Here is a 20,351-nt window from a genome sequence, read left to right on the forward strand (position 1 = left end):
TTACTTATATTATATTTTGCCAAATAAATATGAAATTATTTTTTTCCAAGATCAAGTCCACAAAATAGAATAAGGATTTAAAGCGAGAGGGAATGCTAAATAAAAAAATGGATGTGATTATGCGATGGAACCGGTCAAACAATATAAAACAGCCGAAACACCAGCAAATCAAAATGAAAAATTAACATCAGCAGAAATGGGGAAACTATGGGCAGTATATATGGGGAATAGTATGTCAAAATGTGTGATTAGCTACTTTCTTCAACATGTAGAGGATCAAGATATAAAAAAATTATTGGACAATGCATTGAACTTAGTTCATGAATTTTTAAACACGATAGAGGACATTTTTGAAAAGGATAACTTTCCGATTCCAGCTGGGTTTACTGATAAGGATGTAAACCTTGATGCACCGAGGCTTTTCGAAGATGAATTCTACGTACATTATATAAATTATGTAGGGAAAGCTGGAATGAGCATATATAATGTCGCCATTCCTTTAGTGTTCAGAAAGGATGTAAATGACTTTTTTCTCTATTGCATGAATTCTACGATTGAGTTACTCGAACAAGTTAAAAGCATATTATTGAATAAAGGCTTCATTAGGAAACCACCCTATATTCCAATACCTGAGAAAGTAAAATTTATCGATAAAGATTTTCTAAATGGCTTTTTTGGAGATATCAGACCTATGCACGCATTAGAAATTGCCCATCTTTACGATAATATCGAGAATAACGTAACTAGCAAAGCGATACTCTTAAGCTTTTGTCAAACGGCAAAATCAAAAAATGTTCGGGAATTGTTTAAGAGAGGGGAAGATATTACAAATAAAGTAATTGAACACTATATAGAAAAATTGCATAAGGAAAACTTGCCATCACCATCCTATTTGGACCATTTAGTCACTACATCAATCGTTGCTCCTTTTTCAGATAAATTAATGTTATTTCATAAAGTAGATATGTTTTCCATGAAAATTCGAGCAGTAGGAAATTCCTTAGCTGTTAATGGCAGACATGATATCGCACTGATGTACACTAAATCATTAGCAAATATCTCCTTGTTTGTAGAATCAGCCGCCAAACTTATGATTGAAAATGGATGGATGGAGCAGCCTCCAGAAGCAGCAAACAGAGAAGATTTGACCTCTAAATAAGGGCAGCCAGTAGGGGTACAGCCCTTGAAAAAAAAGCTTTTGTTACAAAAAACACCCGTAATCGTTAGTTGTGTCTAACAATTACGGGGCAGTTCATTTTGTTATGGGACATGGGGGCAGGTTTCTTATCATACATCATTTTTAATTGGAAAGTGTTCCCTCTCCACACATTCCCCTGATGATTATGTTTTGCTTATTTCGATGGCATTTCGTTAAAGAACGCAACATCCTCAACAGGAAGACGTGTTGTTGGATGTCCAGGTTTCGCTGCTTTTCCGATCGCAATCAGCATGACCGGCACATACTGTTTGGAAATTCCGAATGCTTCAACGAACTTCGCTTTATCGTATCCACCCATCGGAACCGTATCGTAGCCTTTGGATCGGGCGACAAGCATTAGCTGCATCGAGATGAGGCCGCCATCCGTATATACGATTTGACGCGCCACTTCAGGGGGCAAGGTAGAGTACATTCCGGTCGTACGCTCGATAAATGATTTAGCCGTATCCTCCGGCATATAACCTGCTTCAACAGCCTGTCCATAAATTTTTTCGGATTTCTTGTAGCTTTCCACATCTCCAAGCACAGCAATAACGGCAGAAGCCTCGACTACCTGTTGTTGGTTAAACGCGATTGGCAGAAGCTTTTCCTTTAACTCCGGCTTATCAATGACTAGAAAACGCCATGGCTGCAGGTTTGATGATGATGGAGCCAATGTTGCCAGCTCCAATATCTCCGTCATTTCTTTGCGTGAGATTCGCACTGTTGGATCATATGAACGAACAGAACGGCGTTCCTGAATAACATCGAGGAACATTTGCTGTTCGGGTACATAGATAGTTTGTGACATAATAATTCCTCCTAGTAATGATCAATTACTTCATCTCTACTACGAACGCTTCAAGAAAACTCTTATATCTTAAAGGTTTTTAACCCTTTTATGAACGTGATAAAAGATCGTTCTATTTCTATTGTTCGCATCTTACCAGTTTACATTACTAAAAAGTGAAACGAATTGTCAAAAAAAAGGTTTTAGCCATTTGCATAATCTGAACCTGCGATAAACACCCCTTCTTCTTCCCTCTGAAGTTCAGCCAGATACTCCGTTAATTGCTTCTTTTTCAACATGGCCCATGTTCGTGAGAGTGGATCGGCCATCCAGTCATGGCCTGTGCTCTCCATCACCTCGATGTCCGGAATAAATTTGCGAAGCTCTTTCTCTACCTCTGTTTGATTTTCCATATCCAGTTTCGTTGAGTCGCAGCCGAAACCAACAATGAAGGATGCTCCTTATGGCTGTAATTAATTCATAGAGTGAGGCAGGCGGGCAGATTCTTTTCTACTTAGTTGAAAAAGGGAAAATCAAAAAAACAAATAATTTATCATTTAATGAATGATTGATGACTAGAATAGAATGAAGTTATTGAAATTCTTAAAGATTTTATAAGAAATAATTGAACCCAGTATAAAAAGGTTTAATGAGTAGTGAAATATCAGCATTATTATAAAGAATAGTATTATAGGGGGTGAAAGTATGAAGACATTATTCATAACAGGCGGAAATAATGGCATTGGCTATTTCATGGCTAAACAATGGCTTGAGAATGGAAACTGTGTTGCAGTGCTTGATATTAATTGCGATAACATTGATAAACTTAAAGATACCTTTCCCAAAACCCTGTTAAGTTTTAAATGTGATGTACATGACATTGAGTCAGTAAAAATGGCGGTTTATCAAACAAAATCCCAATTTGGCAGCATAAATTATGCTGTCCATAATGCATGCTTATGTTTATTCAAAAGTTTTGAAGAGCACAATAGAGAAAATTTCGATAGAGTTATGAATGTGAATTTTCATGGTGCTATAAATTTGACAGAGGCGTTATTACCTATTATGAAAGAGCAAAGATGCGGCAGGATATGCTTTACAAGTTCAGTTGTAGGCGTTACCGGATTTTATAATATAAGTTCATACGCATGCAGTAAAGGGGCAATAGAATCCTTAGCTAAATGCTTGAGAATGGAATATGCTGATAGCGGTGTGACATTTCATATCATGCATCCGCCATTAACAAATACAAAATCATCCTCACCACTTCCAATTCCAACAGATTTTAAAGCATCACCTGAAAAAGTTGGAAAAGGTTTTATTAAACACATAGACAGTAAGAAATTCATCATTACCCCCTCCTTGGCCGATGCTGTGTCAGTAAAATTCAGTTACCTTTTTTCATTGTCAATGGGAAGAATGCTTGTAAAATTGACTAAAAAAGCCATAAAAAATGTGAGTTAATGTTATTATTAGTTATAAGAAACAGCATCTAATAAAAATACAACGCTAACAGTTATATTTTGCTTTATCATCTTCACCGTTGACCACCACTTTTCGTAAAGAGCAACTAATTAGTTTTATAGCATATAAAATTAGGATGTATTAAAATCGAGTGGAAAAGCTCGATGACCCCATTTCCACTTGTAAAGAGCACAGTCATCTTTTATTTCCGAAATTCCTTTTTTCTAACAACTTGTTATGGAGTTTTGAAAAAATAAGTAGTGCGAGTATTGAACCAACAAAAGCTAATGACATATCCCACTGCGCGTCCCAAATATCGCCCTGCATTCCCAAAAATTCCTTAGGTTCATTTCCTCTTGTTTTTATTTTTGTAGATAACCATTCGATAATTTCATATAAGGCACCGATTGCAAGTGAGAAACTTAGTACAATAGCAACTAACCACGACCCTCTCGTTAATGGAGTCTTTCTTATTAAAACTTCTCTGATCACAATAGCAAATAAACCCTTTAAGAAATGTCCCAACCGATCATAGTTATTCCGTTTTAAATCAAAGTGATCCTTTATCCAATTAAAAAGAGGAACCTCTGCGTAAGTATAATGACCTCCAATGAACGTCAAAATCGAAAGTATAGCAATAATGATATAGGATAGTGTAGTGAGACGAAACTTATTATAGGCTGCAATTACAACGATTAATACGACAAGTGCAGGTAATACTTCCATTATCCATATCAAATACCCAGCAGGCCGGATAACTGACCAAATAAAAACAGCCGTAACAATCAGCAGCAATATTATATGAATAATTGTACTTTTATCTCTTACCACTTTTACCATTCCTTACTGTCATGTAATATTAAGGCGAAAAACCCTTTCCTCCAACCGCTTATGGATAGTTTTTGCTCTTTTTAACCTTAGTATTAATAACATTTCGATATTAATGCAAAAAACTACTTCCCCTATCTCCCTTTTAAAGCGTTCTTCATACTGAAAAAATTCCATTATCGCTCCACTATAGGAAAGAGGGGCAGGCTTCTTGTCCCGATACTATTAGCGAGACGAGGAACCTAACCCCTTTTTCCTAGTTTAAATTCTGTTTTTCTTTTAAAAGTTTTTGAAACTCCATTTCTAATTCTTCCGATGGCTCGATGCTTAAGCGACTTAATACTTCAGAAATTCTCGTTTCGAGCACGAGCCGCTGATCTTCTTCGACATTTCGAAATTTTTGAGGTTCATCATGTAGATACTGTTGATAGGTTCCTTCGAACAATTCAACCTTCTCATCTCGGATCGCTAAAATTCGTGTTGCAAGATTTTCGATAAATCGCCGGTCATGGGAAACGAAAATGATCGTCCCTTCATACTCTTTTAGGAGAGATTCCAATGCTTCTACGGCTTCTGTATCAAGAAAATTAGTTGGTTCATCTAAAATTAACGTATTAATATCACTTAAAAATAACTTGGCCAGCGCAACTTTTACCCGCTCACCGCCACTTAAAACATCTACATGTTTATACACATCGTCTCTAAAGAAATGAATTCTTGCAAGGACCGTTCGAATGAGTGTTTCATCCTGTTTTGAAGTCGACTGGACATTCTCTAAAATTGACCTTTCTGCGTCTATAATATTTAAATTTTGGCTAAAGTACCCTATTTTCACAGATGGAGAAGGAGTAATGCCATTATCTAGATTGATAAGTTTTTTAACTAAGGTTGTTTTTCCACACCCGTTTGGACCAATGATTGCTACTTTTTCGCCTCCACGAACATAAAAACTTGTTTGATTCCAAAGAACACGTTCGCCGATAACGCCTGACACATCTTGTGCTCGTAAGATAATCCGGTCTTTGATCGCTTCTGCATTAGGCAGGTTCATTTTAAGTGGTGGGCGTTCCTTCACTTTTTCTACCTTTTCTAGTTTTTCTAATCTTGTTTCAATGGCTTTCGCTGTTTTTTGCAGCTTCTTTTGTTTTTTCGCAAAGTATGGCTTTGCACCAGTAATTCTTGCTTCTGATTTACTTACCTTTTTCGGAGCCTTTGTTGCTTTATCAGCCTTTTTCTCTTTTAAGAGTAGGGCCTCTTCTAATTGTTTCTTCTTTTTTTCATATTTTTCGTATGCTAATTTCTCCTGTTGTTGCTCTAATTCTTTTTCCGCCACATAATCGCTATAATTACCGCTATATTCTTTTATTTTTCCTCCATCGACTTCCCAAATCTTTGTGCAAAGAGCATCTAGAAATGCGCGGTCATGCGAAACAATGATAAATGCGCCTCGCCATTGAATTAGTTTCTTTTCTACCCATTCAATATGATCTGTATCCAAATTTGTCGTTGGTTCATCCGCAATTAAAAGATCTGGGTCTTTAAGAAAGGCTTCCTTAATATATGCTTGAGTTACTTCCCCGCCGCTTTTCGTTGTATCTGTTCGTTTTAACTGTGGGATCAGTTCACATTGCGAATAATGATGGACAGTCCCTTCCTCCGAAGATATCTTTCCAGCTAGAATTTTCAGTAAGGTCGTTTTACCACTTCCATTCCGGCCAACTAATCCGATTCGATCGTTCTGATGAATTTGCAATTGCTCAATATCTATTAATAAACGATCCTGTACAAAGTACTTTAAATTAAGAGCTTCTAATAAAAGCATATTAACATCTCCTTATGAACAAAGTCTGGAGACACAAAATGCCTCCTATTTCATTCAGAATAGGAGGCATTGGCAAACTTATAGATGCACGTCAAAAAGAGTATACAGAAGCCATTACTCTTCCGGGTCCACTATAGAAATCCAATCCTATTCTGAAAAACGACAATTGAGGGGAACAGAAATAAGCAGATAAGATCCGCTAAAAAAATACCCTTCAATTGTTTGCTTTCGTAAATAGGATTAGAACTTCATTGAGTTGGTTCACCCTTCCGTTGCTTGTAATTTAATTCCACTTTAAATGGTATTTTATGAATTGTCAACCGCTTAGATGTTTGAGTGCCAACTTTACTTGAAATGTCAGATCCTGCATTTCTGCTGGTCAAAGATAAAAAGATTGACGGGATTACCGAATTGCGTGATGAATCCGACCGTAACGGTTAAGAGCAGGAAACTCTGTTCTTGGCGTACCCTTTTCCCAGATTATTGGACAGAGCTCCTTCCTCCTAATCCTTGCTGTTCCTCATTGCCTTCAATATTTTATTTAAAAAGTCTATTTGGAGTTTGTAATGATCTAGCATATTTTGAAAAGTGATCTTCGTTAATTCACTCACTTCAATAAACTGAGACTTTGTCGTTTGCCCTGCTTCAAGTTTATCCATCTTTGAGGAGAGCTCTTCAATTTGTGCTGCTATTGCTTCAGCAATCAAATCTGGTTCTGCCTGGTGATTCGGCAAATTTAGCATAGATAGTCCCGTATATAAATGGACCGGCAGAAAAACGGAAGTCTCACGAAAAGATTCCACTAAAAGCTTCTTATATTCTTGTTCTCCATCATCCGTTATTTCATAAATAGCTTTCGAACGATGACCTGTTGTTTCAACTTTAGTTACTTTGACGAGTCCTTCCTTATCCATTTTCTTTAAGGCGTGATAAATTGAACCTGGGAGAATTCCAGCCCATTCGTCCACTGCACTCACTTGTAAAAGTTGTTGCATCTCATAGCCTGACATAGGTTTAATCCTTAGTAATCCAAGTACCATTAGTCGTGTCATAACCACCACTCCAACATTAAATATTCAACGTTAAGTATTGTGGTAAAAATATAACACTATTCAATAGTGATGTAAAGAGAAGCGCAATTTATTCATCTATTTGATCAAATTTGAAAAAGCAGTACGAATCTCCCTTAGACAGTAGCTTCGGTCGCGAAAACGTCACACCATGCTTTTTAGAATGGAGAAGGTCTCCCCAAATATCATCCATACTGCAAAAAATAGGCATTACCTCAATGGCATTATTTGAGCGGAAAAAGTCAAAGTAGAAGCATTTCTTTATATGCAAATGATAGGACTGTTCTGTATCTTTTTCGATATGGTGAGTAAAATGATGATCTCCATAATGCTTTATTTGTTTAAGTTTAGATATTTTCACAATTCGTTTAAAAGGCTTACGATCCAAAAGCAAATACAATTTCATAAAAAATTGCTGCTTACTTTTTGTTCTTTCTATTAAACAATAGCGGATAATTTCTTCCCAATTCTCAAAATGATACTTCTTCAATACTCTATACGAAGCAAGTACCGTTGAGGTAAAAATTAAGTTGAGTTCAGTAGGTTTATCCGTTGCCCAACTCTTATTTTCTTCAAGAACAGTTAGATACAAATCGTGCGCTTCCTTTGACTTCTCTTTTCCAATCTTTTCTTGTAACCCCTTAAAATATCCCTTTTCAATAATTTTATTAATCATGTTATTACCTCCTTGTTAATTAATGTTGAATAGTCAACGTTGAATATAAAATAACATGTTAGTTCTAGTTTGTAAAGCCTAATTAATTACTGGGTAGTGTATTTTCCAATAATAAAGTCAATAAAATATCTGCTTGCTATTGGCAGTACCCTTTTGTCCTTGTATGCCAGACTAATGGTACGAGCAAAAGTGGGGGAGATTGATTTCGTAATAATATTATACGGGCATCTCTCTAAGACAAGCTTCGGTAAAATGGAGATACCTAGGCCTTGTTCAACCATGGACATAATGGAATAATCATCATGTACACGGTATTGTATATTAGGTTCAAAGTTGTTTTGTTTAAAAACAGTTAATGGCTCACTTATTTCTCCCTCATCTAAAAGGATATAAGGTCCATTCGTTAATTCTTTCAATGTTACATTATTGTGAGCAGCTAAAGGGTGTTCTGTTGGCAATACAGCAAGCATTTCATCTTCTTGCAAATCAATAGTAGTTAAATTCGATACTGCCTTCGGATTCACAAAGCCAAAGTCTGCACTTCCATCTTTGATCCAATTAGCGATATCCGTATAATCACCTTGAAGTAATTCGAAATAAACAGCTGGATACTGTTTTTTGAAATCCTTTATCAATCCCGGCAGCCACTGACATGCAACACTAGAAAATGTGCCAATTCGAATAAGCCCGCTTTCCAGCCCTTCCATTTCTTTTTGCTTTTCCTGCAGCTCCCTGTGCGAGTTACAAATATTCCTAATATACGGCAAAAACTCCTCACCATCAGGCGTCAGAGTTATACCCGATCGAGAACGTAAAATTAGAATAGTAGAAAGTTCTTCCTCCAATGAATGTACCATTTGGCTAATAGCGGATTGGGTATAGCCTAGCTCTTCTGCCGCTTTAGTAAAACTGCCTGTTTCTATAGCTTTGATAAAAGCATAATACGTATTCATACTCACTACTCCTTGCATTAGAATCATTAATACTTGTATTATAAATATTCGTTTTACTAATGTAAATGCAGGTGATACGATATAGCCAATCTTAAAATAAATACTTGAAAGGTACTTACGATGATGACACAAAAACAAGCTAACTGGATTTTAGCTACTGTATCAATGGCGTGGGGAACATCTTATATTTTTATGAAAATTAGTGTGGATTCCATATCTGCATTTTCAATTATTGCCTTACGTTTTGGCATTGCATTTATCGTTATGATGGCGATATTTTATAAAAAAATAATTCGTGCAGATATTAAAGTATTGACATACAGTGCAATTGTCGGAGCTCTGCTATGTGGTATTTTCGTAGCTCTTTTGTATGGCATGAAGAGTACGACCGCTTCTTCAGCGGGTTTTTTGACAAGTACAACCGTTATTTTAGTGCCCATTTTGCAGACCTTCATCACACGAAATTTGCCTCGAAAAAAAATTGTCTATGGAGTAATAATCGTTTCTATTGGCTTAGCTCTAGTTACGATTGAAGATGGTTTTACTTTTGCGCTGGGCTCGCTTTATTGTTTGATTGCCGCCTTCCTGTATGCGGTCCACATTATTTTAACAAACCTCTTTGCTCGAGAGGTAGACACCCTTCAGCTCGGCATTTATCAGCTCGGATTTACTTGCCTTTATGCAACCATTGGAGTTTTTATATTCGAAACGCCTATTTTACCGACTGGAATGATCGATTGGTTAGCAATACTTGGCCTGGCGCTCATTTGCTCTGCTTTTGGCTTTGTCATGCAATCCATTGCTCAAAAATACACAACTCCTGAAAGCACTGGTTTTCTCTTTTCGCTTGAACCGATTTTTGCAGCCATATTTGCATTCATCTTCCTGCATGAAAATATGGGGATGCAAGGTTATTTTGGTGCTTTGCTCATTTTGGCTGGCGTTTTGATTGCAAACTCTACGTCTAAAAAACAAGTTTTACTAAAGGAGATGAAAGTATAAAATAACTAGAACACTACTATTCAAACAACTTGCAAATAGCCATATGCGCACATGTTCTCGAAAAAAAACGTTCACATGCACACATATGGCTAAATCAACAATAATCACTGTTTCAGCTAATTACTTACATCCCTCTTAAATTGTTGTGCTTTTCCATACGTCATAACTCGCCACAACCATTCGAAAGGACCAAACCGGAACTTTTTTAACCAAAGATGGCTAAAGATGAGTTGTACACAATAAAAGATAAGTGAATATAGGAGTCCCATCGATAACGATATTTGTCCGAACAAACCAAATCCATAAAATACAATGACACCAAAAAAAGTCTGGAATAAATAATTTGTTAACGCCATTTGGCCGACATAGCGAAACGGATTTAATAGACGCTGCCAGATTTGCTTTTCCAACAGAAGTGCAATCGTTACAATATAGAAGATGGATAAAGTAAATCCGCTAAAATGAAGGTAAAAATAGTTTCCTAGACTGTGCATAAATACTACTTCTTCTAGCTTGGAGTAACTGAAAACAATAGCAGCCAGCGGAGGAATACTGAGCAAAAGCGTAATTAACTGTATAATACGGAGTCTACGCTTCAATTCAGCAACCCTGCGGAATAAGTTGATTTTACCTGCATACAGACCAAGTAAAAACATCCCAAGTATATCAGGAATAACAAAAGGTTCATTCATTATTATTTCTTTTAATTCATTAGGAACACGCCATTTCAACAACTCAGGGTACGATAGACTTGTATAGGCCTCAATCTTCTTTTCTCCCTCTTCCATCCTTTCCATTTGCAGCTGTCCCGAAATATTTAACGATTCGTCAAATTGTTCGCCAATATACGCTAATAATGCTGATGCCCCAGTTATAAATTGGAATAGAAAAATAAGGATGAGTCCCCAAATAAGTACCGTTTTTGCCTTCCGATGATAGAACAATAATAGAAAGAATCCTATTAACGCATAAGAATGCAGAATATCGCCTTCCCAAAGAAATACTAGATGCAAAATACCGAATAATAGCAAAGCAAGCAGCCTTTTAGAAAATAGACGGAATACTTTTTCCCCTCTTGCTTCCGCTCGTGTCATAAAAATATAAAATCCAAGTCCAAATAAAAAAGAAAAGATGGTATAGAATTTCGTTTGGATAAACATATCAAACAGCATTCGAATGGTTTTATCCACGCCTGTATAGACCATAAATTCGCTTCCTGTAAAAGACGGCATATTCACTAAAAATATACCTAGTATGGCAAACCCTCTTATAACATCTAAAGTGACAATTCGATCTTTTCCTAATACTGATTCGCTAGACATTGTTTCCCTGCCTCTCTTTATGTACCCTGGCACTCCTCTAAATCGCTGAATCTTCATGATGGCCCAAAGAGTGACAAGAGCCGTTTTTTCTACTTTTATATACGTCCCATGCGATCCAATGGTTCCCAAAATTTCATTTTCCTCACATTATCGTGCTAAAACTTATATTTTCAGTAAAATAAGTCGTCTGCTTACATTTACGGACACTTCGACTCGCATTACCGCTTGAAATGTCCGTCATAACACCAATGACGGACACTTTGGATCTAGTTTTCACTTGAAGTGAATTTTCTTTAATGCTAACAAAGAAGTTCTTTTTTTTTGCATAAGAGGACTGTTGTTCCATTCTTTTTTTCTAGAGATTAAAGGACACTGGATTCTCTGTTGCTACAGTCATGTTCCATCTTTCCTTTCTGCAGAAGCAAAATAAATGATGAGAATTAAGTAAATTCTCATCATAAACCAATTTAATAAACTTATTTTATTTGGCTGCTTTTCGAGGCGGCACCATATTTTCAGGAATTAATGAAACATATGATTCCCCCTCCAAACGTTCTTTCCATTCTGACTTCGCTTTTTCAATGATTTCTGGATTTTGAATGGCATCGATCGCCGTGCAAGCGATAACTTTACCTGCTTGCAGCATGCCTTTGTAGCCAATAGGCATGGCACCTTGTGATACGACTTGCCAAGTATGAAAAGGTGTTCCGAGCGCCCAACATGCTGTCATACATTGCATCGTTGGCACTGCCCAACTAACATCGCCAACATCGGTGGACCCAGATAATGCCCCCTCTTTTCCGAGAGGCGGAATAACATCTGCAATATTTTTATCTTTCAATATCTTAAGGGTTTCTTTATCCAAACCTGCAAGGTCAGCATCAAGTTCTTCTTGAGAAAAAGTAGCTCGAATTTCTTGAGCGAGCTGCTGGTCAAATTCATCATAAGAAGGAACACCAACTGCAGTTAAATGTTTATACATCACATTTGCTAATGTAGTATTCGGTATTAAATTCGATGCAGTACCTTCAAACTCGACTCCCATCGTTGTTTCAGTCATCAGGGCTGCACCTTTAGCAATATTGTAAACACGTTCGTATAAATCCTTTACTTGCCGCTTTTTCGGTGCGCGGATTAAATAGATAACTTCCGCATGAGGTTGTACGACATTCGGGGAAGCTCCACCTGTATCCGTAATCGCATAATGCACTCTCGCTTCCGAAACCATATGCTCCCTTAAATAATTGACACCAACGTTCATCAATTCTACTGCGTCTAGTGCACTTCGGCCTAAGTGAGGAGCAGCCGCAGCATGCGCACTCTTTCCATTAAATTTAAAAGTCACTGAGTAATTGGCAAGACTGCTGACATTCATAATGCTAGGTTTTGTGAATGGATGCCAGGAAAGCGCCAGATCAACGCCATCAAACAATCCAGCACGAGTCATAAACGCTTTTCCAGATCCGCTTTCTTCAGCAGGACAACCATAATACCGAACCGTTCCCAGTAAGCCTGTTTGCTCCATATAATCTTTAATGGCAACTGCAGCAGCAAAAGCCCCGGCTCCTAGCAAGTTATGACCGCATCCATGCCCATGACCGCCTGCAATAACAGGTTCATGTTCAGTAAGGCCCCTTTTCTGGCTCAAGCCTGATAAAGCATCAAATTCTCCTAAAATAGCTACGATTGGTTTACCATCCCCATAGCTTCCAATAAACCCTGTCTGCAGTCCGGCAACCTCTCTCTCAACCTGAAACCCTTCATCTTCCAACGCCTTACATATGTATTCAGATGATTGATGTTCTTCGAAGTAGATTTCCGGGCAATTCCAAATTTTATCGCTTAACTCAATAATTTTCTCACTTTTTTGTTCGATAAGATCAGAAATGAGTGTATGTAATTCCATGAGAAAGACCTCCTTATTGATCACACCTCTATTGCTCGGCCTCATTTTGTTTGAGCAGTTCCCCTTTTTTATCACTTATCGTTAAAAGTGTTACGATACAGACTATGGAGAATCCAATTAACATCCAAAATGCAGCATGAAAGGAACCATTAAATGCATCAACGATAAACCCTATAGCCATTGGTGTGACAAAACCAGCTAGTTGACCACCTGTATTTGCAATTCCCATAGCTGTACCAGTAACTAAAGAAGGCAATTGTTTTAGTATAATTGCTGGCAATAGAATAATCACAAAGGCAATAAATAAATTAACAATCGTTTGATACGTAATAAATGATGCAACACTTGAGGCTGTGAACATTAAATACAGCAGTATCCCAATAAAGGCACATGAAAGACTTCCTGCCAATCTTTCTCGGCCTTTTGGGAGCTTATCGATGATATAACCGCCTATATAAATCCCAGCTAACAATGTTACTCCTGGAATCGTCTGAACCCAGCCAAGAGAAATTAGATCAAGACCGCGCGTCTTCACTAAATAAGTCGGGATCCATGCTGCAAGCCCCCAGTTAACTGCATAAATACAAAAATAGGCGATAATCAAATTCCATATCATAGGTGTTTTAAACAGCGATCTGAAAATACCCTTTTGATTCGAGACTACGGTTTGATTCATTTTATCTTCTGATTTGCTTTCAGGAAGTTTTATATAGTGCCAATAAAGAGCTGCAATAATAGCACCTGCGATTCCAAATATGATAAACGTTGTGCGCCAGCCTATCGTTGTAAGCAGCCCGGCAGATGCGATCGGGATAATAAGCGCAATAATCCCGCTCGAAGACAGCATTACTGACATCGCCCGAGCACGTTCTGCTTTGGGAAACGTAAGGGATATGATTTTTGAGCTAGCAGGCTGGAAGCCACCCTCTCCAATACCAAATAGAAAACGGATTACAACCATAGAGGCTAAGGACCAAGCTGCACCCGTCAATCCAGTAAAGATCGACCACAAAATAACTGCGGTAATGAGAACTTTTCTAGGCCCAAATCGGTCTGCTAGCCATCCCCCAGGCATTTGCATAATCGCATATCCAGCAAAAAAGCTGCTGAGTAAGAGTCCGGTTGAAGATGCGCTCAAATTCAGGTCTTCCGTAATGGACAACACAGCATAATTCATAATATAACGATCCAGGTTGCCTAAAGACCAACCGATAAAAAGTAAAGCTAGAATCCAATTTCTTGTGCGTTTAGAAATCAAATTATTCAACTCCCTTATATGGAAAAACAAATTTTTTAATAAGACACATTTTTGGATTCGATAACCTTTTGTTGAAAAGACTATATATTTTATTTAATAATGTATTTACACAAGTTAACATTCCCATTTTTACATGAATCAATTTATAACGAAAAAAAAGCGGACACAAATTGTGACCGCCCTAAAAACAAAACAACACCCATTAATTGGATGTTGTTTTATTGAGAATTCCGAAAGAAATCCCATCAAACATATACTGATTTCTTTTTTCCTTAGAACGATACAAGGCTTTATCTGCACGATAAATTAGTGTCTGGCAATCCCTTCCGTTCTCTGGAAAAACAGCGATGCCTATGCTAGATGTTATATGAAGCTTTGAACCATTAATTTTGTAAGGTTCTTGAAAAACTGAAATCATATTCTCTGCAACATTGACAATCTCTATTACCTCTTTGATGCCCTTCAGTAAAACAAGAAATTCATCTCCGCCTACACGACAAAGAACATCAAATTCTCGCACACAAGACTTTATTCTTTCAGCAAATTCTTGTAGTAATTGATCTCCAACGTCATGGCCATAGGTATCGTTAATTAATTTAAACTTATCAATGTCGATATACATAATAGCGATTTTTTCCTCAGCTATTTTTGCTGATTCAATGGATTCTGTCACTATTTCTGTGAAAATCCTTCTGTTTTTTAATCCAGTTAACGGGTCATGATAGGCTAGATATTCTAATTGTGATTCATATCTTTTCTTTTCGGTGACATCCCGAAACACAATTTGAATATCTGGCTGGTCCCTTCTTCCGATTGGTATTACCTTAACTTCTGCCCAAAACTCTTTACCATCTTGTCGTACAAAATGATCGACAATCGCCTTTGGACTGTTCCGAATATTTTTATTATAAACGTCATCAAATAATTTTTGGATTTTTTCTTTTCCTTCGCTTGTCACAAAATCCCAAATGGAATAGCCTAAAATATCTTCTAACCTGATTACACCGAAAAATTCCATCCCCGATGAATTTACAAATCTTATTTTATTATTACATTGTTTTACGATTGCATCGGGTAAATATTCGACAAGCGTTCGATAACAATATTCACTTTCTTCAAGCTTTTTTTGTATTTCCATTTGCTCCGTAAAATTTTTATACATCCCAATTGCAAGAATCCTCTTATTATTAACAGACCAATAGGATGCTAAAATATCCAACATTGCACCATCTTTATCTCTTCTTTTCACAATCATATAAGGGAAGTTCTGACCATCTTTTAATTGGCTTATAAGTGCTTGGTGCTCCTCTTTTGTCATATTGGCTATGAACGGAGGAAACGGATTACCGTTTAGTTCCTCCGTATTCCAGCCAAGCATGTTTTGAAAGGCTGGATTGGCGTCAATTACTGATCCATCATAATTAAGAGCAAAAATAGCATCTGTTGAATTACTCCAAATAAGATCCAATATATTATTAGTCATTAAAGGTTGATATACCGAGTTCATCATGACCACCCAAATTCTAATGCATAGGTTGATTTATATTATTAATTGCAATCTTCTTACTTCCCAAAACCATGAACTGCCATTATAAAGTTAGATACCATTTGCCAGCTGCTCTAACTTCCTCAGCTGTCAATTGATGGCCTCTATTTTCCCAATGAAGTTCAACTTTTGCATTTGCCTTTTCTAATAGTGATTGAAGTTCTTGAGATTCGGCTGGTGAACAAATTGGATCATTTGTTCCAGCTGCAATAAACACAGATTTTCCGGATAAATCAGGAAGATCCACTCCTCTTCTAGGTACCATAGGGTGATGAAGAATGGCAGCCTTCAAAGCATGTTGATAGTGAAATAATAAACTCGCAGCAATATTCGCTCCATTTGAGTAGCCAATGGCAATAATATTGTCTCGGTCAAAACCATATTTTTCTGCTGCTTCATCGAGAAACTCATTTAATTCTTTTGTGCGGAAAATGAGATCTTCTTCATCAAAAACCCCTTCAGCTAATCTTCTGAAAAATCGAGGCATTCCATTTTCTAAAACATTCCCTCTCACACTTAATACAGAGGCTTCATCATCAATCATTTCGGCAAGGGGCAGTAGATCTAATTCATTTCCTCCCGTCCCATGAAGCATTAAAAAAGTTGGTTTATTCGGATCTTTTCCTTTATTAAATATATGTTTCATTCGTTATCCTCCTACTATTTAGGTCTTTCGATTTCAAAAATTTCCCCGATTTTCGCATAATGATTTCCTGCCAATCGGCTTACAGCAGCCAACCCTTTTGAATCGATTCTTCCATTTTCATAAATATCATTTTCTATATGAAACTGAACCACTTTTCCGATGATAAAATCACAGCCAGGCAAATCTTTATCTCCCAATTCCAAGGAATGCTCGAGTATACATTCCATTCGAATTTTTGCTTGCTTAACACCTGGAACAGAAATTTTCACACTGTCGATTTGTGTAAATTCTGCTAGCTCAACTTCACTCTCATGAGGAGGCAGACTGGCAGCCGTTTTATTTACCTTTTCAACATTTTGTTCATCGACAATATGCACGACAAATTCCTTTTTCTCAAGAATGTTTTTGGCAGTATCCTTCTGTCTCCCTGCGGAACGTTGTATCGATAAAGAAATCATGGGTGGATTCGAGGATACAATATTAAAATAACTAAAAGGGGCACCATTTAATGTGCCCTCTTCAGACAAAGTTGTAACAAAAGCAATGGGCCTTGGAATAATGCTACCAATTAGAAATTTATAATTTTCTCTTTCCGTATTTGTATTAGGATCAATGGAAAGCATAGGAATCATTCCTTCACGAAATTAATTTAATTCTCTCACCTTAATCGGTATCAAACTGCGTTCAAGCTGTTCTCTATATTGTTCATACTGTGCAGGCAACATTAACTGCTCTCCCATTGTATCTTGTGATTCATCATGGGCGAAACCTGGAGGATCTGTTGCAATTTCAAATAAGATTTCTCCGTATTCTCTAAAATAAATGGCATTAAAATAATTTCTATCCTGAACTGGAGTGACACCATAACCATTTGCTGCCACATACTTCTGCCATTCTAATTGATCATTGTCATCATTCGCTCTCCATGCGATGTGATGAACGGTTCCAACACCCATTTGGCCCCTTCCAGTAGGAGTTGCCTTCACGTCAATAATATTTCCAATATCAGCTAATGAACGGAAGCGGATAAAGTCTCCTTCTTTCCCGATAAGCTCAAGTCCCATTACTTTCTCTAACAGTTCTGCAGTTTTGTCTGGCTGAGCGGATAATAACATGGCACCTCCGAAGCCTTTGATTGCTACTTCTGGAGTTACCCCTCCAAAGGTCCAAGTATTGACTTCCCCTTCTTCCCGCTCCACAATTTCCAAGCGAAGCCCATGTGGATCATCGAATTCCAGATATTGCTCACCAAACCGTTCTGATTTAGTGAAAGAAATATTAAACTTCTCTAATCTCTCTTCCCAGAAACTCATAGCCCCTTTAGGAACAACATAAGAAGTAACGCCTACTTGACCATCGCCAATCCTTCCTTGATAAGCATTAGCCCATGGAAAAAAAGTAATAATTGTACCCGGCTTCCCGCCTTCATCGCCAAAATATAGATGGTAAGTGCCCGGATCATCAAAGTTAACCGTTTGTTTCACTAAACGCAAGCCCAAAACTCCTGCATAGAAATCTATATTCTCTTGGGGATGCCCTACGATTGCAGTAATATGGTGAATACCCATTGTTTTTTTATTCATTTATTTTCACTCCTATTTTATAAAACTATTTAGGCTAAAATTTAGTATCTCAATATCGAGATATATTATCAAAAAAAATCTAAGTTTATACTCTATTCCTTACCTTTTTCAAAAGATGCACTAATGTCTCTGCCTCTTCAGAATTTAGTGAATCAAAAAGACCATCAACTAACTCTTGATATTTAGGCATGATTTCCTTCATCAATTCATTTCCCTCATCAGTTAATAACACATGTATCGCTCGGCGATCGTCTGGACAGGCCGTTCTGCTCAGTAAACCTTTTTGTTCTAACTTGTCTAAACAATAGGTCATTGAGCTGCTTGAGATTAAAATGCGCTTTCCAATTTGCTGAATGGTTTGTTTCCCTTTTTGGTATAGTACCTCTAAAACGGAAAATTCCGTTATACTTAATTTATTTTGTGCCATTTCTTCTTTTATTTGATCATGAATTTCTTTGGATGTTTGCATTAATATCAGAAAGGGCAAATTCGTGCATGTTCTCTCCATTAGTTTACCCCCAATAATCTCAACAAATTTATTTATCTTGAATTCAAGATAATAGTAATACTTATTTTTACTTTTGTCAACAACCCTATTATTTTTCACAAAATCGTATTTGATAAAAAAGACCCAACCCTGAAATTGGATTGAGTCCATAAGATTTGATTATCTTTAGCTTTGATATCTCTTAATTAAATCAACAAACGCATCTGCAAACGATTTTAAAAATTTGATTGTTCCTTCATCTTTAACATTTCCATTTTCATCAAATAATGCTGCAACATTCCCAATATATGCTTCAGGTTGTTGAACTAGTGGCATATTCAAGAAAACAAGAGATTGGCGTAAATGGTGATTTGCGCCAAATGCACTTAAATTACCAGGAGATTGGCTGATAATCGCAGCCGGTTTACCATTCCATACGCTTTCTCCATATGGACGAGAACCTACGTCAAGGGCATTCTTTAAAACAGCTGGTACAGAACGGTTATATTCTGGCGTTATAAATAAAACGGCATCAATTTCCTTCATTTTATTACGGAATGAAGTATACTCCGCTGGAACGTTGTTTTCATCATCGAAATCCTGATTATATAAAGCTAAATTCCCAATCTCTATTATTTCAGCTTCATATCCTGAAGGGAATAAAGATGCAACATTTGCTGCTAGTTTTTTTGAAAAAGATTCTTTTCTAAGACTGCCTAGTAAGATAGCGATTTTTGTCATTTTTCATGTTCCTCTCTCTTTGTTATTTCTATACTGGATAAACTGTTTTATGGTCTGCAGTAATAATTATTTGATTCTTGTTATACTCAATATTTGCATCTGAAGAATAGTACCAGGACTTTTGGTTTTGCTCTACATCAAATAAGTTTAATTCCTCTTTAAATTTGATAATCTCGCTTGCCTCTTCTTCGGAAATGGAAAAATTAATACTCCACTTATTACCAGTTGGCTGAATCTTATAGTCATCTGTTTGATAAAAAAGGCGGCTTCCGATCGAATGACGAATTAATAACATATTACTCACCACCTAAATCAATCAATAAAAAGAAGGTTTCTTTAATTGACTTTAAGGTAAGTTGGGGTTGTTCGGTAATTCGTGCGCTATCTCTTTTCCCAACAATCACATCATTGTTTAAAAGAAGTTCTCCTTCAATAACAAACACAAACATTTTTCTATCTTGTTCTTGTTGATAGATAATTTCTTTTCCAGCCTCTAATTTGGATAAGTATAAGATAACATCACTATGAATTTTCGCCACTCCATTAATAGTTTTTGAAGAAACGATAGGTAACAGCTGATTTTTCATAGCATCAACATTATATTCAATATCTTCATAGGATGGGGGCAATTGTTTTTGATTAGGCTTAAACCATAGCTGTAAAAAGCTAGATTCTTCTTCCAAAGAAGCATTCATTTCAGAATGAAGGACACCTGTTCCAGCGGTCATACGCTGAACATTTCCAAATTGTAGGATCCCCGTATTACCTAGACTATCCTCATGTTTAAGCTGGCCCTTCAAAACAATGGATACAATCTCTGCTTCCCTGTGCGGATGGATGCCAAACCCCTTTCCAGCTTGAACGGTATCGTCATTAAAAACACGAAGCGGGCCAAACTGGATATTGGATTCATCATAGTATTCACCAAACGAAAAACTCAAATTGCTCTCTAACCAGTCGTTTTTTACTGAATAACGGGATGTTGCCGGAAATGTTTGAATCATTTTCTTCACCTCAAATATCTCATATTAAAGATAAAATATATATTTCTATAATTTA

At 36.9% G+C, this 20,351-nt stretch carries 21 protein-coding genes; 3 read left to right on the forward strand and 18 right to left on the reverse strand.

Annotated features, from left to right (window positions below):
* Window positions 1–124 precede the first annotated feature (124 nt).
* Window positions 125–1,159: a DUF3231 family protein gene (locus tag V7164_RS08365; RefSeq protein WP_335344957.1), complete on the forward strand. Its 1,035-nt coding sequence runs from the start codon at window positions 125–127 to the stop codon at window positions 1,157–1,159.
* A 193-nt stretch (window positions 1,160–1,352) separates the two neighbouring features.
* On the opposite strand, the gene V7164_RS08370 is transcribed toward V7164_RS08365, so the two are convergent.
* Both V7164_RS08370 and V7164_RS08375 read right to left on the reverse strand, forming a co-directional pair.
* Complete coding sequence (locus tag V7164_RS08370; RefSeq protein WP_335344958.1) at window positions 1,353–2,009, reverse strand: nitroreductase family protein; 657 nt, start codon at window positions 2,007–2,009, stop codon at window positions 1,353–1,355.
* A gap of 182 nt (window positions 2,010–2,191) precedes the next feature.
* Window positions 2,192–2,401, reverse strand: a complete 210-nt coding sequence (locus V7164_RS08375; RefSeq protein ID WP_335344959.1) for a hypothetical protein — start codon at window positions 2,399–2,401, stop codon at window positions 2,192–2,194.
* Between the two features lie 292 nt (window positions 2,402–2,693).
* Here V7164_RS08375 and V7164_RS08380 point away from each other — a divergent pair, with 292 nt between their 5' ends.
* On the forward strand, window positions 2,694–3,452 hold the full coding sequence (locus tag V7164_RS08380) for an SDR family NAD(P)-dependent oxidoreductase (protein ID WP_335344960.1): 759 nt from the start codon (window positions 2,694–2,696) through the stop codon (window positions 3,450–3,452).
* Window positions 3,453–3,647: 195 nt separating this feature from the next.
* Here V7164_RS08380 and V7164_RS08385 read toward each other — a convergent pair whose 3' ends face one another.
* The 5 genes from V7164_RS08385 to V7164_RS08405 all read right to left on the reverse strand — a co-directional run bounded on the left by V7164_RS08385 (window position 3,648) and on the right by V7164_RS08405 (window position 8,801).
* Complete coding sequence (locus tag V7164_RS08385) at window positions 3,648–4,292, reverse strand: DUF2238 domain-containing protein (protein ID WP_335344961.1); 645 nt, start codon at window positions 4,290–4,292, stop codon at window positions 3,648–3,650.
* Between the two features lie 244 nt (window positions 4,293–4,536).
* Complete coding sequence (locus tag V7164_RS08390) at window positions 4,537–6,102, reverse strand: Vga family ABC-F type ribosomal protection protein (RefSeq protein WP_335353864.1); 1,566 nt, start codon at window positions 6,100–6,102, stop codon at window positions 4,537–4,539.
* A gap of 503 nt (window positions 6,103–6,605) precedes the next feature.
* The gene (locus tag V7164_RS08395; RefSeq protein ID WP_335344963.1) at window positions 6,606–7,154 is read right to left on the reverse strand and encodes a PadR family transcriptional regulator; all 549 of its coding nucleotides are present in this window, start codon (window positions 7,152–7,154) and stop codon (window positions 6,606–6,608) included.
* Window positions 7,155–7,242: 88 nt separating this feature from the next.
* Window positions 7,243–7,848 carry an L-2-amino-thiazoline-4-carboxylic acid hydrolase gene (locus V7164_RS08400; protein ID WP_335344964.1) on the reverse strand — a complete coding sequence of 202 codons (606 nt, stop codon included), beginning with the start codon at window positions 7,846–7,848 and terminating at the stop codon, window positions 7,243–7,245.
* A gap of 86 nt (window positions 7,849–7,934) precedes the next feature.
* On the reverse strand, window positions 7,935–8,801 hold the full coding sequence (locus V7164_RS08405) for a LysR family transcriptional regulator (RefSeq protein ID WP_335344965.1): 867 nt from the start codon (window positions 8,799–8,801) through the stop codon (window positions 7,935–7,937).
* Between the two features lie 120 nt (window positions 8,802–8,921).
* Here V7164_RS08405 and V7164_RS08410 point away from each other — a divergent pair, with 120 nt between their 5' ends.
* Window positions 8,922–9,803, forward strand: coding sequence for a DMT family transporter (locus V7164_RS08410; protein WP_335344966.1), 882 nt, complete (start codon window positions 8,922–8,924; stop codon window positions 9,801–9,803).
* A gap of 116 nt (window positions 9,804–9,919) precedes the next feature.
* Here the strand turns inward: V7164_RS08410 and V7164_RS08415 are convergent, their stop codons facing one another.
* The 11 genes from V7164_RS08415 to V7164_RS08465 all read right to left on the reverse strand — a co-directional run bounded on the left by V7164_RS08415 (window position 9,920) and on the right by V7164_RS08465 (window position 20,296).
* Window positions 9,920–11,254 carry a DUF418 domain-containing protein gene (locus V7164_RS08415; RefSeq protein ID WP_335344967.1) on the reverse strand — a complete coding sequence of 445 codons (1,335 nt, stop codon included), beginning with the start codon at window positions 11,252–11,254 and terminating at the stop codon, window positions 9,920–9,922.
* 352 nt (window positions 11,255–11,606) lie between these two features.
* Window positions 11,607–13,031: a M20 family metallopeptidase gene (locus tag V7164_RS08420; RefSeq protein ID WP_335344968.1), complete on the reverse strand. Its 1,425-nt coding sequence runs from the start codon at window positions 13,029–13,031 to the stop codon at window positions 11,607–11,609.
* A 28-nt stretch (window positions 13,032–13,059) separates the two neighbouring features.
* Window positions 13,060–14,289, reverse strand: coding sequence for an MFS transporter (locus V7164_RS08425; protein ID WP_335353865.1), 1,230 nt, complete (start codon window positions 14,287–14,289; stop codon window positions 13,060–13,062).
* 202 nt (window positions 14,290–14,491) lie between these two features.
* Window positions 14,492–15,799 (reverse strand): sensor domain-containing diguanylate cyclase, encoded by a 1,308-nt coding sequence (locus V7164_RS08430; RefSeq protein ID WP_335353866.1) that lies wholly within the window; start codon window positions 15,797–15,799, stop codon window positions 14,492–14,494.
* A gap of 79 nt (window positions 15,800–15,878) precedes the next feature.
* Window positions 15,879–16,481: an alpha/beta hydrolase gene (locus V7164_RS08435; protein WP_335353867.1), complete on the reverse strand. Its 603-nt coding sequence runs from the start codon at window positions 16,479–16,481 to the stop codon at window positions 15,879–15,881.
* Window positions 16,482–16,495: 14 nt separating this feature from the next.
* Complete coding sequence (locus V7164_RS08440) at window positions 16,496–17,104, reverse strand: flavin reductase family protein (protein ID WP_335353868.1); 609 nt, start codon at window positions 17,102–17,104, stop codon at window positions 16,496–16,498.
* Window positions 17,105–17,125: 21 nt separating this feature from the next.
* Window positions 17,126–18,064: a ring-cleaving dioxygenase gene (locus V7164_RS08445; protein ID WP_335353869.1), complete on the reverse strand. Its 939-nt coding sequence runs from the start codon at window positions 18,062–18,064 to the stop codon at window positions 17,126–17,128.
* An 85-nt stretch (window positions 18,065–18,149) separates the two neighbouring features.
* On the reverse strand, window positions 18,150–18,572 hold the full coding sequence (locus V7164_RS08450) for a MarR family winged helix-turn-helix transcriptional regulator (RefSeq protein WP_335353870.1): 423 nt from the start codon (window positions 18,570–18,572) through the stop codon (window positions 18,150–18,152).
* Between the two features lie 165 nt (window positions 18,573–18,737).
* Window positions 18,738–19,292 (reverse strand): NADPH-dependent FMN reductase, encoded by a 555-nt coding sequence (locus tag V7164_RS08455; RefSeq protein ID WP_335353871.1) that lies wholly within the window; start codon window positions 19,290–19,292, stop codon window positions 18,738–18,740.
* A gap of 28 nt (window positions 19,293–19,320) precedes the next feature.
* The gene (locus V7164_RS08460; protein ID WP_335353872.1) at window positions 19,321–19,587 is read right to left on the reverse strand and encodes a hypothetical protein; all 267 of its coding nucleotides are present in this window, start codon (window positions 19,585–19,587) and stop codon (window positions 19,321–19,323) included.
* A gap of 1 nt (window position 19,588) precedes the next feature.
* Window positions 19,589–20,296, reverse strand: a complete 708-nt coding sequence (locus V7164_RS08465) for a pirin family protein (RefSeq protein ID WP_335353873.1) — start codon at window positions 20,294–20,296, stop codon at window positions 19,589–19,591.
* Between the last annotated feature and the right edge of the window lie 55 nt (window positions 20,297–20,351).

The sequence above is a fragment of the Bacillus sp. JJ1474 genome (genome assembly GCF_036965225.1).
Lineage (GTDB): Bacteria > Bacillota > Bacilli > Bacillales > Cytobacillaceae > Cytobacillus.